This window comes from Chthonomonas sp., assembly GCF_035294505.1.
GTDB lineage: Bacteria > Armatimonadota > Chthonomonadetes > Chthonomonadales > Chthonomonadaceae > Chthonomonas.
The window spans coordinates 1-13,316 of record NZ_DATGKU010000146.1 but is presented as its reverse complement, the minus strand read 5'-3'; the positions used below and the strand labels follow the sequence as shown (position 1 = coordinate 13,316).

Genomic DNA, 13,316 nt, shown 5'->3' with positions numbered 1-13,316 from the left:
GCCGGGCAGCAGAGTTTAATGGTGTTGGGATTTGTCCAAGAGACGCGAATGGCAATGGCATCGGGCCTATCACGAAATCGCGAGGTAAGCAAGCTGGCAAAAAGAGCACGCTTCTTTGCCATGTCCTTCTCCGATGCCAATCGGTGCGCCACTGTCTGCGCATCTGGTGGCCACTGGCTGAGGTTGGGCAGTTCATCCGTAGCAGGAGCCCAATGGGCATTAAGGCAGCGAATTCCCAGCCAAGCTACGAGCAGTACCCCCACCGGTGCGATAACCCACAAGCGTTTCATCGTTTTGTCCTCTTTCGGCCTCTCTTCTTAATCGTACCTTAATCAAGGAGCCGAACAGAATGCTCCTGTAGAAACGTCATTTCTATTGAGTGAGGAAGTCTATGGCACCGGCAGAAAGCCATAGGCGTTTACAGCCTCTCACTCGCTCATTTACCCTAATCAGGAGCAGTACCATGATTACCGACACTATGAACGAAATCGCCGCGCCGAACACCATCGGCGACGTTCCATCCTCTACCTCAAAATCACGCGGGCGCGGATGGTTTGGCGATCCCGAAGGTCATGCCAAAGCCGGCCAAAAAGGAGGCCAGAAGATAGCCGAAGACCGCTCCCATATGGCCGAGATAGGGCGTAAAGGGGGACAGCGCGTTGCTCAAGACCGCGCCCACATGGCGGCAATAGGCCGTCTTGGAGGCTTGAAAGCCGCTAAGAAACGACAAACAGGAGCCTAGCAGCGCTTTGCTTCCCCTTCCCATATAATCTAAGTTCGTCTTGCGGAGACCATTTTCCTGCATTTAGCACAACTCCCCCAGAGAATTTTTGTCACAAACTCTGGGGGAGCTTTCCTTTTGGCGTCAAAGCACGGGAACGATCTCGAAAAGGCCCGACTTTTCTGCATTGGCCGCCTCGATGCGCTCCTTAGGGCCTACCACTCCGACCACGGAGTTGCGGCTGGCCTCTGCCAGAGCCTCACCAAACCGACGGAAGTCTGCCGCTGTCGTCGAGAGAACCTCTTCACGAAAACGCTGACGGTCTTCTTCGGTAACTCCCACCAACTGACGCACCATGGAAGAGTAGCCTTTTGCATCGGGTAACTGATAGGCGTCGAGATCGCCGATGGCCCCGATAATGGCGCGCTCGCGCTCCATCTCGCTTATCTCGGCCTCTCTTAGGAAACGGATAGCACCCTCAAAATTGTTGAGAGTTTGTAACAGGTTCGGATCGCGATAGGACGAAAAAGCGAAGACGCCCGATAGCCTGTCAAGCCCACAGCCCGCTCCATAGGCGCCACCCTCCATGCGGATACGCTCCCATAGATAGGTTGTGTTGAGATAGTTTTGAATGGGCAACACAGAGCCGTGCTCCTCGTAGCCTGTGGCATACAGGTTGAAGGCCATTCCAACATGGTTAACCTGTCCAGGAATCGTGAAGCCCTCATTGTGAGGGGTAAAGACGGGCTTCCACTGCGCCCTCTCTTTGCTTCCTTCGGGAAGGCCGGCCAAAAACGCCTCAAGTTGGGGCTGAAACTGTAGCCAGTGGGTTTCATCAACGGTAACGTTAGCTATCATGGCATCACGTTGAAGAAGTAGCGAGCGAATACGCTCGAAGTTTTCGCGGATCGTCTGCCACTCCGTCTCCATGACGGAGAGCAGCCAGCGGAGGAAAAAGAGATAGCTAATACCGCCAACAAGTTCCGAAACCATATCCGCCTCGGAAAACTGGGCACGAAGGCGACGCACAACGAATCCCGATCCGGCCGGAGCCAGCCGCGATTCCAGCTGCGCTTTCTCTTCAAGCGCCATCTGAAGAATACGCTCCTTGTCGTCCAGACGGGCGGTAAGCAGCACATCGGTTAGAATGGCCAACAGCTCTGATGCGTTGGCCGGTGTGGCCTTCCCTCGCAAAATAAACCAGGCCGCGCTGCGTGTGTCGTTTCGGCGGGAAGAGAGCAGCAGCGTTTGGTAGATGCCGCCTGTCTTTTGGCCGATGCGCTGGGTGAGGCGCACAAAATCCTCCTTCTCGGTGCCTGTTTCTAACAAGGCTCGCCCAAAGAGGCCGAGGTAGGGAAGCAACTCTTGTGGCAACGTGTGCAAGTCGAAGCCGATGTCGAAATAGAGTACCCCGTTGGTGAAGAGATCGTGGTAGAACACGGGAACACCACGGCTCTCAAGCACCTCCATAGGAACCACTTTGTTTCGGCGTTCGAGGTCTTCAATGTGGAGGGTTGGAATGGTAGCCAACGCCTCAGGCGGATCGGGGGTCGTTTGAAACTCTTTTAACCGCTGCGTGTTGGCAATGACCTGCTCTTTTTCGGCGTCGCTCATTTGGGCTAATGTATGGCGTAGACGAGCGCGCTCCTTCTCTTCGCGTTTTCGGTCAAGCTCCGGATCGGGTTCAAGCAGCACGGTGGTGCGGTGCGGGTTAGAGAGGAGATACTGCCGGATAAGCCCCTCGAAGAAGCCGCCCTCTGCCACCTTTGCACGCAGTTCGGCAAGCGGTTGCTCGAAGGCAAGAGCCGCAATGGGGTCGCCTCCGTAGAGCCACACGGTAAGCGCACGCAACATCATGGCCAGACCGCGCGGAAACGAGCCGGTATTGTTTTCGCGGAGTGCAAACTCCACCGTGTTAAACGCGGCTTCTACAGTTCCTTTGTCTATGCCTTCATCGGCGAGCTGTTCCAGAGTGCAGAGAATCAGCTGTTCTACCTTGTCGGCATCTTCCGAACGTATGCCCTTGAGACCCACCGAGAAAGTCGCTTGGCGAAGATTGCGGTCCATCCAACCGATCACCTCTTCGCCAAGCCCTGAATCGGTTAATGCCTTGTAGAGGGGTGAGGCGGTGGTGCCGAGCAAAACCTCATCAAGCATCATCAGCGCAAACACGGTCGGCATATCGGTGGTCTCGGTAAGCAGCCAGTTCACCGTAAGCATGGAGCGGTTCGGCTCGTCCGCCGTTTCCGGGCCAACGGCATAGTGCTCCACCACACGTCTTGGCGCCGAGAAGCGAGGCTGAAGCGGCACCTCTGGCGCAGGTTCTTGGTGCTCAAACTCGGAAAAGTAGGCGTTTAGTAGGCGCAATCGCTCTTCAGGAGGATCGTCCCCATACATCACCGTAAGGCTGTTGGAAGGGTGGTAGTAGCGCGCATGAAAGGCACGCAACTGCTCGTAGGTGAGGTCGGGGATGTGCTCTGGATTTCCGCCGGAATCGAAGCGGTAGATCGTATCGGGAAACAGGGAGGCCTGCACGGCATCCGCAAGGGCGTTTTCGGGCGAGGCGTAGGCCCCCTTCATCTCGTTAAAGACCACTCCACGGTAAACAAGCTCTCCTTCTTTCGATTCCAGCTCGTAATGCCACCCTTCCTGCTCGAAGGTTTGGCGTAGCAAGCGAGGATGAAATACCGTATCCAGATAGACGTCAATGAGATTATAGAAATCCTGTAGGTTTTGACTCGCCACCGGATAGCAGGTTTTATCCGGGTAGGTGAAGGCGTTCAGAAAGGTGTTTAACGAGCTTTTCGCCAGCTCAATAAAAGGCTCTTTAACGGGGTACTTTCTGGAGCCGCAGAGCACCGAGTGCTCCAGAATATGGGCCACGCCGGTCGAATCGGAGACGGGGGTGCGGAAGGTAATGCCAAAGCTTTTGTTCTCATCGTCGTTGATGAGGGAAAGGAACAGAGCGCCCGTCTTTTCGTGGCGATAAAGCCTTGCGAGGCTGTTGATCTCGGGAATGTTTTGTTCTCGAATGAGCGTAAAACCGTGGCTAGCTTGCATCTCCTTTGCTCTTTCTTAAAATAGTTTTGTGTTCTTCGGTATTCATACGTGCGATGCGAAACGGTTGTTTGCAAAGTTCAAGAGAGAAACGCGGCAACAAAAACAGCCGGAGCAAGCACTGCATCCGGCTGTTCTGTGTTCGGGCAGTTGCCGATAGGCCGGAGCGGGCACGCGAAGTCCGGAACCTTCGCGTTTACATTGCTCTCTCCGGCAGCACGGCACGTATGTTTTTATCAAAGGCCCTCCATTTTATGTATACTGCAATTTTCGTGCCAAGTTACAAGAATTTTGGCGAATTTGGAGAAAAATTCCGAAAAATTTTTTGCGCCCCTGCATCTCTGCCTTGATCTGGCCTCGAAAGCGGTTACAACGATCTTGAAAGAACCATCTCTCACCGCTAGGCAGTATAATTATTATACTAGCACAGCAGCGACAGCCCATTGAGGGATGTGTCCTTTTTCAAGGAGAGACGAGATCATCATGAACCTGCCGGAAGTAAGTTACCCACGTCGTAAAACACGCGCCGTTCGCGTGGGCAATGTCTATATTGGCGGCGATCACCCCATAGTCGTGCAGTCTATGATCACGGAGGAGACGCACAATGTGCCGGCGGCGGTGGCCCAGATCATCGCCATGCACAAGGCCGGAGCCGAAATCGTGCGCGTGACAACCCCTAACCTTGCCGAAGCCAAATGTCTGGCCGAGATCAAGGCGGAGTTGAAAAGGCGTTATCAGGACGTGCCGTTGGTGGCGGATGTGCATCATCAAGGCACCGACATCGCCGTAGAGGTGGCCAAGTATGTAGATAAGGTGCGTATTAACCCCGGTCTGTTTGTATTCCGCAAGCGGGTTCAGCGCACGGAAGAGTACTCGCAATCGGAGATCGAAGAGGAGCTAGAGGCCATCGAGAAGGCGCTGTTGCCGGTGATCCGAGCCTGCAAAGAGCGAGGTGTGGCGATGCGGATCGGGGTGAACCACGGTTCCCTTTCCGAACGCCTTATGGTGATGTATGGCGATACACCTGAGGGGATGGTAGAGTCGGCTTTAGAGTACATCCGCATCTGCGAGCGACACGATTTTCGTGACATCGTGGTTTCCCTGAAGGCCTCGCGCGTGCAGGTGATGGTTCAGGCCAATCGCCTTATGGTGCGCCGAATGGCCGAAGAGGGCATGGATTATCCCCTGCATCTCGGTGTAACGGAGGCGGGCGACGGACAGTATGCCCGCATTAAGAGCACTGCAGGCATCGCCACTCTGCTGGCAGAAGGCATTGGCGATACCATTCGCGTCTCTCTTGCCGAAGACCCCATTAACGAGCTACCGGTCTGTTATGAGATTTTACAGGCCCTGGGGCTGCGACGCACAAAAACCGAGTTCATCGCTTGCCCCTCGTGCGGACGCACGAAGTTCGACCTGCCCACCGTGCTTGCCCAAGTAAAGGCGGCGACAGGCCATCTTGCCGGCCTAAACATCGCCGTTATGGGGTGCATCGTCAACGGGCCGGGTGAGATGGCCGATGCGGACTACGGCTATGTGGGGAAAGCAGGAGGAAAAATATCGCTCTATCGCGGGCGCGAAGAGGTGAAGAGTGGCATTCCCCAAGAAAAAGGGGTCGAGGAGCTGATCGCGCTCATTAAGGCCGATGGACGTTGGGTAGACCCGCCAGAAGGCTACACGCCGCCTCCACCACCCCAAAACTTCCGCGATCGCATTCGTGTGGATATTCCTTTGGAAACAGTTTCCTCCAAAGGCTCTTAAAGAGCCATTTGCCGTACGAAAGGAGCGTTACCATGGCATCGAAAAAGATTCTTATGCTGGTGGGCGACTACGTGGAAGACTATGAGGCGATGGTGCCCTTTCAGGCGCTGTTGGCAGTAGGCCATCAGGTTCATGCGGTTTGCCCGGGTAAACGCGCAGGGGAAACGGTGCGCACCGCCGTGCATGACTTTGAAGGCGACCAAACCTACAGCGAAAAGCGAGGGCACAATTTCACGCTCAACGCCACGTTCGATGAGGTGAACCCTGCCGACTACGATGCGCTGCTCGTTCCCGGTGGGCGTGCACCGGAGTATTTGCGGCTTAACCCACAAGTGCTTAACATTGTGCGCCATTTTGCCGAGACGAACAAACCCATTGCGGCCATCTGTCACGGGTTGCAGATTCTGGCGGCGGCCGGCGTGTTGAAGGGACGACGTTGCACGGCCTACCCGGCCGTGGGGCCGGAGGTGCGCAACTGCGGTGGTGACTATCAAGACATTCCCGCCGATAAGGCGATCTTGGATGGCAATCTCGTCTCTTCACCGGCATGGCCGGGGCACCCCGAATTCATTGCGGCCTTCCTTAAACTGCTCGGCACCCAAATTCAGCTTTAGCGGCGATAGAGGGAAAGGCGCTGAGGGGGAGGGAGCCCTGCCCCAGAAAATCGCAAGATTTTCTGGCTACCCCTGTATCGGTCTTGAGCGCAGCGCCGTCGGCTTTGAGCAGTTGCCGACCGGTGCGGGCACCCTACACCCATCTGGCCGATGTGGGGCTGTATGAGGGAGGGGCATAGGCCTTGTGCCTACCCCCTGTGCGCGCAACCGGCCCTAAAGACCTTCCGTTGTACGTTGTAAAATCTTGCCCATTTGATAATGCGAGAGGTTTTATACCGTTCGGTACGCGCACGCCTGCCCGCTCTAGACATGGGTGTGGTACAATAAATTGTAGTAGGCAGACTTTGGAGTGAAATAGGTTATGGTAGAGATTATTGAGGAGGGAGCGCAGCTCGTTATTCGCATTGGTGAGCAGGAGTTTGCACGTTACAATTTCGGAAGTAACTTGTGGAAGCCCTATCTCTACCCCATACGAGCAGCCAATGGTCTCTCCTTGGTGGCCGACGCTCCCGTAGATCATCGCCATCATCATGGGTTTTGGGTAGGGCATGGTCGGGTAAACGGTCTCGATTTTTGGCAGGAGCGCCATAATAGTGGGCGCATCGTCCATCGCAGCTTTGAGAAAGTTGTTAGCGGGGGGGAGCTTGGCAGCTTCACCGAAAAATGCGATTGGATAAGCCCCACCGGCGATGTCGTTCTCACAGATACCCGCACATTCGCTTTCCACGATACCCCACCCGATGCACGCCTATTCGACTTTGAGATCGTGCTGCGAGCACCAAACAACGCACCGGTTAGCCTGGAGCCGACAAATGAGGCCGGTATTCCCTATGTGCGCCTGGCGGAAGGGCTTACGGTAAAGTCGGGAGGAACGCTGGTGAACGCCTCTGGCCAGCGCAACGAAAAAGGAACCTATGGCCAACGCTCTCCCTGGATTGATGGTTCCGGCAAAATAGGGCGCCTGCAGTGCGGCATCGCGCTTTTCGATCATCCCGACAATCCTGCCTACCCTACACCCTGGTTCACACGGGACTACGGCCCGGTTTCGCCGAACTTTGGGCTTTTTCAGGAGGAGCCGCTCGTCATTGCACCCCGTCGCCCCTTGCGCCTGCGCTATCGCGTATACGCCCATTCGGGCGATGCAGAGACAGGGCGCGTAGCCGCCATCTTTAACGAGTTCTTGCAGTCGTTGCGGCAGGTGGAGAGCAGCGAACAGCCCGTGGAATCGCCTGCCGGTAGGAGTGAGTAGAATATGCCGCCTCAACGCCCGCCAACTCCAACAGAGCAGAAGTACTATGAGGAGTACATACAACCTCTGTCGGAAGCGCTCATCGAAACAGAAGATTTGGAGCCGGAGCAGCAATGGCCCTTGATCATGCAACTTCTACCGGAGGACTATCTCTATAGGTTGCTGGATATCCACCCCCTAGAACGTATCGAGGTGTGGAGAAACTACGCCCCTCTGGCGCATCTGCTGCTGCGGGTGTATTACAACTACCAAATAGACACAAACGACAAATCCAACCAACCCGTTATTATGATTTATAGGTGTCTGTTAGGTCTGCTCTACTCCGCCCTTGCCGAACTAGAGGCACGAGAAGGGCATTTTTGTTCTCGCGTGGAACCTATCTCGGAGCCTCTGCAAGCCATAGATAGCGCCCAACCGTTCTTTTGTGAGCCGAAAGACCCACAGACCTTCTCTTATGAGGAGATGCTCGCGTTTTACAAGAGCCGCGCTAAAGAGAAACCAACCCAGTAAACAACCCATGCGCCTCTTTTTTGCCCTCTTTCCTCCTCCCTCTATTCGCAATGCAATCGGCGCCTTCCAAAAAGAGCTACAAGACGCCGTATCGGACTCTGGTGTGCGTTGGACACGACAGGAGCAGTTTCATTTTACGGTGCGTTTTTTAGGGGAGATCGCCGAGCCGGTCGTTCCAAGGTTGATCGAGGCGGCAACCCGTGTTTGCACGGAACAACCCATATTTTCCGCCGCGTTAGGCAACCTTGAGCTGTTGCCTAACTCCCGACACCCACATACATTGGTGTTGGGTGCTCGAATGGGTTTGGCCGAAATGGCCACGTTGGCACATGCGCTCGATAGGGCTTTTCGTGGGCTTGAGCTTGGTATTGCGCCTGAAAACCGCCCCTTCCGTGCTCATCTTACTCTGGCACGTATTAAAAACCCGAATGCGGCCGAAGCCGTGCAGGCCCTGCTTCAACGTTCATGGCAACGACTCGACCAAATCCCCCCTTTTATGGTAGAATCATGTACACTTGTGCGCAGTGAACTACGTCCTGACGGACCCATCTACACCCCTCTTGCCGAGTGCCTTCTGCAGCACTCCGCAAAGAGCCTATGAGGAGAAAACCGTGTCAACCGAAGAGACCTTTGAAAAGGTAGACCCGCGAAAGCTTAAGGCGCTGGAATCGGCGCTTGCAGGCATCGAAAAGCAGTTTGGAAAAGGGAGTGTTGTGCGTTTAGGCCAGGCGTCACGCCTGAATGTGGATGCTATTCCCACCGGTTCTATCGCCCTCGATCTCGCTTTGGGCGTGGGCGGCATTCCACGAGGTCGCATCACCGAAATCTATGGAACCGAATCGTCGGGAAAAACGACCATCGCCTTGCAATGCATTGCCCAGGCACAAAAGAAAGGGGGCATCTGTGCCTACATTGATGTGGAGCACGCCATTGACCCCGAATATGCCCGCAAAATCGGCGTGGATGTGGATAACCTCTTTATCTCCCAGCCGACCACAGGCGAGGAAGCGCTCGACATTATGGATGCGCTTATTCGCTCCAGCGCCATAGATGTCTGCGTGCTCGACTCGGTGGCCGCCCTTGTGCCCAAAGCGGAGTTGGAGGGGGATATGGGCGAATCGCACGTGGGGGTGCACGCACGCCTTATGTCGCAGGCGCTTCGTAAGGTGGCAGGCACCATTAGTCGCACCAACACGGCAGCCATCTTCATCAACCAAATCCGCCAAAAGATAGGGGTTATGTTCGGCAACCCCGAAACCACAAGCGGTGGGCTGGCCCTAAAATATTACGCCTCCGTGCGACTCGAAGTGCGGCGCACCGAGACCGTTAAAAATGGGGCCGATCCGGTTGGGGCGCGAGTGAAGGTGAAGGTGGTAAAGAACAAGGTGGCTCCGCCGTTCCGCCAAGCCGAGTTCGATATTCTCTTCGGGCGCGGCATTAGCCGAGCGGGTGGTGTGCTCGATATGGGCGTGGAGCTGGGGCTGGTGCAAAAAAGCGGCTCCTACTTCTCCTATGGCGATGTTCGCTTGGGGCAGGGGCGCGAGAACGCACGGCAGTTCCTCGAAGAGCACGAGGAGATACTGGATGAGATCGAAAACAAAATCCGCGCCGCCGCCTCCGCCGTCCCTGTAATCGGTGCTGCCGATATAGAAGAGGCCGAAGCGGAATAGTTGCCCCTCCCGTCTCTTTGAGATCGAGAAGAGAGGAAGCTTGGGCCTACAAGTGCCGCAAAGGGGGCTATTTGCGGCATTTTTAAACGTATAAAAGAGAGGTTGTACAGACGATAATCAAAAGAGCAATGGCGCTCACCCTTTAATGCCACCGACGCATAGAGGGCACGCAGACGTGCAACGGAGGACGTCTCAAATGCCAAAAACTCAAGGCCTGAGCATTCTTTCAGGCCTACAAAGCTTTCATAATTTGCTGGCCGCCGCGCTGGTGGAAGAGGCTATTCGACACCAAGAGGGATTCCTTGCCGAAAATGGCGCCCTGGTCGTCTACACAGGGCGCTTCACCGGCCGCTCTCCCCAAGATAAATATATAGTGCATGAGCCTTCAGTCGCATCGGAGATCGAATGGGGGCCGGTTAACCACCCCCTCTCCGAGGAAAGTTTCAATCGCTTGCTGAATCGCATGATAACGCATCTGCAATCGCGGCCGGTCTATTCCCAAAACCTCTGGGCGGGGGCGGATGCGCGCTATGCTCTGCCGCTCTTTGTAGTGACAACGCACGCCTGGCAAAGCCTCTTTATCCGCCAGCTGCTGCTCCGCTCCGAGCCGTCTTATCTCGTTCAATGGGACGATCCATTCACGATTCTTTGCGCCCCCGATTGCTTTGCCGTGCCCGAAGAGGATGGCACACGAAGCGAAACCTTCATCGCTATCCACTTCGGCCAACGCCTCGTTCTCATCGGCGGCACAGCTTATGCCGGCGAGATCAAAAAAGCGGTCTTCACCATCATGAACTATCTGCTCCCTCAAAAGGGAGTGTTTCCTATGCACTGCGCGGCCAATACCGGCAACGGTGGGTCTGCCCTGTTCTTCGGGCTGAGCGGCACCGGCAAAACCACGCTGTCGGCTTTAGGCGAACGGCCCCTCATCGGTGACGATGAGCACGGCTGGTCGGATGAGGGCGTCTTCAATATCGAAGGCGGCTGCTACGCCAAGTGTATCCATCTCAGCCGCGCCAGCGAACCTCACATTTGGGAGGCTATTCGCTTCGGCGCCGTGTTGGAGAACGTGGAGCTGGAGAAAGATACGCGCCGACCTGACTATAACAGCGATCGCTACACCGAAAACACCCGTGCTGCCTACCCCATCGAGTTCATCCCACATGCCGTGACCTGTGGTAAAGGCGACCATCCTAAAAACATCTTTTTCCTTACTGCCGACGCTTTCGGCGTTCTGCCGCCCATTAGCCGGTTGAGCCTAGGGCAGGCATGCTACCACTTTCTCAACGGATACACCGCTAAGGTGGCCGGAACCGAACGAGGGTTAGGCAAAGAGCCGGAGGCGGTTTTTAGCACCTGCTTTGCGGAGCCTTTCCTCCCCCTCTCTCCCCTGCGCTACCTTACCATGTTTCGAGAAAAGCTTACGAGCCATGCGGCTACCGTTTGGCTGGTAAACACCGGTTGGATAGGGGGGCCCTACGGAGTAGGCAAACGGATTCCGCTGGAGTACACCCAGGCGCTCATCGAGGCGGCCTTGGATGGTGCGCTGGGCGGTGTGGAATATCAAACCGAGCCTTTCTTCGGTCTATCGGTTCCCCTACAGGCGCCACGGGTTCCAACACATCTATTGCTTCCTCAGCGCGCCTGGCCCTCGAAAGAGGCCTACGAGGAGATGGCGCGAGCGCTCGTCCGACGCTTTCGGGAAAACTTCTCCCGCTACGCTGCTGCCTTTCCTCGTGACCTGCCGGTCGAGGACTTTCTGTTCAAATAGGCGAATGTACCAGGAAAATGCCCGAGCGAGAGGAGGGGCACCTTCGAGGATGCCCTAACGAGTAGGGGGGCGGATTTGTGGGGGGCGCCTTACCGGTCTTTTCCTCTAACGGCTTCTAATCCTCTTCAGCACGCGGATGGGTGCGCTCATACACGGCTTTCATCTGTTCTGTGGTTACATGGGTATAAACCTGCGTGGTGATGAGATGCGCGTGGCCTAAAAGCTCTTGGACGGCACGGAGGTCGGCACCGTTTTCAAGCAGGTGAGTCGCAAAGCTATGTCGTAGGGTGTGTGGGGTGACTTTTAGGCGCTGAGAGGCGGCAAGACAATAGCGGTCGAAGATACGTCGAATGCCCCTGTCCGAAAGTCTTTTCCCGAACCGATTCAAGAACACGGCAGGGTCGGGCGTGCCGGTATTGGCGGCAGCAAGGCGTGGGCGACCATCGGCAAGATAGAGCTGAAGGGCCTCAACGGCAGCACGTCCAAGGAACGCCATACGGTCTTTACCTCCCTTGCCTTGCCTTATACGGATTTGTTCATTAGCCAGGTCGAGATCTTCGAGGTCAAGCGAGTGCGCTTCGCCGGCACGAATGCCGGAGGCGTAGAGCAGCTCCATCAGGGCCTTATCACGCTGGCCTTCGGGGGTGGAGATGTCGGGGGCATTTAGCAGGGCTTCCACCTCGCGCAGGCGCAGGAAGCGCGGCAGGCGCTCCTCCTGTTTAATGGGCAGCACCCCAATGGTTGGGTCTGCCTGCAGATAACCTTGACGAAGCGCCCAACGACAAAAGGCTCGTAGAGAGGCCAATTTGCGGGCTAAAGAGGAGCGTTTATACTCACCCTCCTGCAGATCGGCGAGGAAGGCACGCACATGGTTTCTTTCTACGAGATGGAGGGCACCGAGTTCGGGGTGAGTGGCCACATAGCCTAAAAACTGTTCGATGTCGGCTCGGTAGGCCCGAACGGTGTGTGCGGCGGCGTTTTTGGCAAGCCGCAAGTACTGTAGAAATCCATGGAGTACATCGGCCAAGGCCGCATCAAGCTCGGGCGCATCGCCGGCGTTCTCTTGGTTTTGCTTCTCTTCCTCCATACCCCATCTCCTTTCTGGGTTTAGTTACGGCGGCGTTTCGCGAGTTCGGCCTCTTCGGCGGCATCAAGCTGTTCGCTTGTCTTACGCGGTGGCGCTTCAACCGGCGCCACTTCGGGTCGCTTGGCCGTAGGCGTTTTAGCCGCGTGCGCCGGCGCCTTTGGCTCTGAGTAGGGAAGCAGGTCCTTCAACGCTACCAATACCACGTAGCGCAAGGTAAAGGCACGCTCTTGCGGCGTGAGTCGGTTGCGTGCTTCTTCCGACAAGCCATCGAGCCACTTATTTCGCATCCGCTCTTCCGTCTCGAGGTGGCGTTTGGCGATGGTTTCCGGCATGCTCTCCACCTCGATAACGACTGCAGCCTCTTTCTCATCGTAGATTTTCTGAATGGTGCCCACCAGCCCGCGGAAGTGGTTGTAGAAAAGCCCCGATTTCACATCCTCTGGGGTCACCTCGCGGTCTACTATCCGCACGCGGTCACCCTCATGCAACGTTTTTGCCATCTGTCACCTCCTAACTTCGATTTTAGTATACCCTTGTCTGTAGAAAATCCATGTGATATCCCCTTATGCAAGCGATCCTCCACGAGGCGATCAAAAGAGGAGAGAAGGCCGAGCCTTCTCTCCCAGGGTTGTTTCAAAGACTGTCAGCTTTGAAATAACTCAAGGTCTTTTTATTTACCTCCCGTGGTAGCTACTATCAACGGTGGGAATGGGGTAGGCATCACGCCCTCCATGGGCGCGTTTCCAGGCTTCCCACTCTTCGTGAGGCACAAGATAGGCCGGGAGGGTGGTGATTTGCCCTTGAGCGGTGACATAGGCGGAGGGGCCTTTTATGACGAGCGCATACATATGGCGGTAGAGTTCGATAGCCTGTTGG

At 55.8% G+C, this 13,316-nt stretch carries 13 protein-coding genes; 8 read left to right on the top strand and 5 right to left on the bottom strand.

All coding sequences use genetic code 11. The annotated features are described in order from the left end of the window. Positions 1–290, bottom strand: a 290-nt coding sequence (locus VKV18_RS08320; protein WP_324203744.1) for a hypothetical protein, incomplete at its 3' end; no start/stop codon positions are given. Positions 291–463: 173 nt separating this feature from the next. Here VKV18_RS08320 and VKV18_RS08315 point away from each other — a divergent pair. Further along, positions 464–742: a hypothetical protein gene (locus VKV18_RS08315; RefSeq protein WP_324203743.1), complete on the top strand. Its 279-nt coding sequence runs from the start codon at positions 464–466 to the stop codon at positions 740–742. A 123-nt stretch (positions 743–865) separates the two neighbouring features. Here VKV18_RS08315 and VKV18_RS08310 read toward each other — a convergent pair whose 3' ends face one another. Continuing rightward, the gene (locus VKV18_RS08310; RefSeq protein WP_324203742.1) at positions 866–3,781 is read right to left on the bottom strand and encodes an insulinase family protein; all 2,916 of its coding nucleotides are present in this window, start codon (positions 3,779–3,781) and stop codon (positions 866–868) included. A 480-nt stretch (positions 3,782–4,261) separates the two neighbouring features. On the opposite strand from VKV18_RS08310, the gene ispG reads away from it, so the two are divergent. The 7 genes from ispG to pckA all read left to right on the top strand — a co-directional run bounded on the left by ispG (position 4,262) and on the right by pckA (position 11,353). Next, positions 4,262–5,539: a (E)-4-hydroxy-3-methylbut-2-enyl-diphosphate synthase gene (ispG, locus tag VKV18_RS08305; protein ID WP_016483218.1), complete on the top strand. Its 1,278-nt coding sequence runs from the start codon at positions 4,262–4,264 to the stop codon at positions 5,537–5,539. Positions 5,540–5,571: 32 nt separating this feature from the next. Then, positions 5,572–6,153, top strand: coding sequence for a DJ-1/PfpI family protein (locus tag VKV18_RS08300; protein WP_324203741.1), 582 nt, complete (start codon positions 5,572–5,574; stop codon positions 6,151–6,153). A gap of 361 nt (positions 6,154–6,514) precedes the next feature. Beyond that, the gene (locus VKV18_RS08295; RefSeq protein ID WP_324203740.1) at positions 6,515–7,402 is read left to right on the top strand and encodes a PmoA family protein; all 888 of its coding nucleotides are present in this window, start codon (positions 6,515–6,517) and stop codon (positions 7,400–7,402) included. 3 nt (positions 7,403–7,405) lie between these two features. Continuing rightward, positions 7,406–7,912, top strand: coding sequence for a hypothetical protein (locus tag VKV18_RS08290; protein ID WP_324203739.1), 507 nt, complete (start codon positions 7,406–7,408; stop codon positions 7,910–7,912). A 7-nt stretch (positions 7,913–7,919) separates the two neighbouring features. After that, the gene (thpR, locus tag VKV18_RS08285; RefSeq protein WP_324203738.1) at positions 7,920–8,513 is read left to right on the top strand and encodes an RNA 2',3'-cyclic phosphodiesterase; all 594 of its coding nucleotides are present in this window, start codon (positions 7,920–7,922) and stop codon (positions 8,511–8,513) included. 10 nt (positions 8,514–8,523) lie between these two features. Continuing rightward, entirely contained in the window at positions 8,524–9,582 is a 1,059-nt protein-coding gene (gene recA, locus VKV18_RS08280) for a recombinase RecA (protein ID WP_324203737.1), read from the top strand. 196 nt (positions 9,583–9,778) lie between these two features. After that, positions 9,779–11,353, top strand: a complete 1,575-nt coding sequence (gene pckA, locus VKV18_RS08275; RefSeq protein ID WP_324203736.1) for a phosphoenolpyruvate carboxykinase (ATP) — start codon at positions 9,779–9,781, stop codon at positions 11,351–11,353. 115 nt (positions 11,354–11,468) lie between these two features. Here pckA and VKV18_RS08270 read toward each other — a convergent pair whose 3' ends face one another. The 3 genes from VKV18_RS08270 to VKV18_RS08260 all read right to left on the bottom strand — a co-directional run. Beyond that, positions 11,469–12,440 (bottom strand): tyrosine recombinase XerC, encoded by a 972-nt coding sequence (locus VKV18_RS08270; RefSeq protein WP_324203735.1) that lies wholly within the window; start codon positions 12,438–12,440, stop codon positions 11,469–11,471. Between the two features lie 20 nt (positions 12,441–12,460). Continuing rightward, positions 12,461–12,940, bottom strand: coding sequence for a hypothetical protein (locus tag VKV18_RS08265; protein ID WP_324203734.1), 480 nt, complete (start codon positions 12,938–12,940; stop codon positions 12,461–12,463). 174 nt (positions 12,941–13,114) lie between these two features. Beyond that, on the bottom strand, positions 13,115–13,316 hold a 202-nt coding region (locus VKV18_RS08260), incomplete at its 5' end, for a hypothetical protein (protein WP_324203733.1).

Coding starts and splice junctions, on each gene's coding strand:
- VKV18_RS08315 (WP_324203743.1), top strand. CDS start 464: ATGATTACCGACACTATGAACGAAATCGCCGCGCCGAACACCATCGGC.
- VKV18_RS08310 (WP_324203742.1), bottom strand. CDS start 3,781: ATGCAAGCTAGCCACGGTTTTACGCTCATTCGAGAACAAAACATTCCC.
- ispG (WP_016483218.1), top strand. CDS start 4,262: ATGAACCTGCCGGAAGTAAGTTACCCACGTCGTAAAACACGCGCCGTT.
- VKV18_RS08300 (WP_324203741.1), top strand. CDS start 5,572: ATGGCATCGAAAAAGATTCTTATGCTGGTGGGCGACTACGTGGAAGAC.
- VKV18_RS08295 (WP_324203740.1), top strand. CDS start 6,515: ATGGTAGAGATTATTGAGGAGGGAGCGCAGCTCGTTATTCGCATTGGT.
- VKV18_RS08290 (WP_324203739.1), top strand. CDS start 7,406: ATGCCGCCTCAACGCCCGCCAACTCCAACAGAGCAGAAGTACTATGAG.
- thpR (WP_324203738.1), top strand. CDS start 7,920: ATGCGCCTCTTTTTTGCCCTCTTTCCTCCTCCCTCTATTCGCAATGCA.
- pckA (WP_324203736.1), top strand. CDS start 9,779: ATGCCAAAAACTCAAGGCCTGAGCATTCTTTCAGGCCTACAAAGCTTT.
- VKV18_RS08270 (WP_324203735.1), bottom strand. CDS start 12,440: ATGGAGGAAGAGAAGCAAAACCAAGAGAACGCCGGCGATGCGCCCGAG.
- VKV18_RS08265 (WP_324203734.1), bottom strand. CDS start 12,940: ATGGCAAAAACGTTGCATGAGGGTGACCGCGTGCGGATAGTAGACCGC.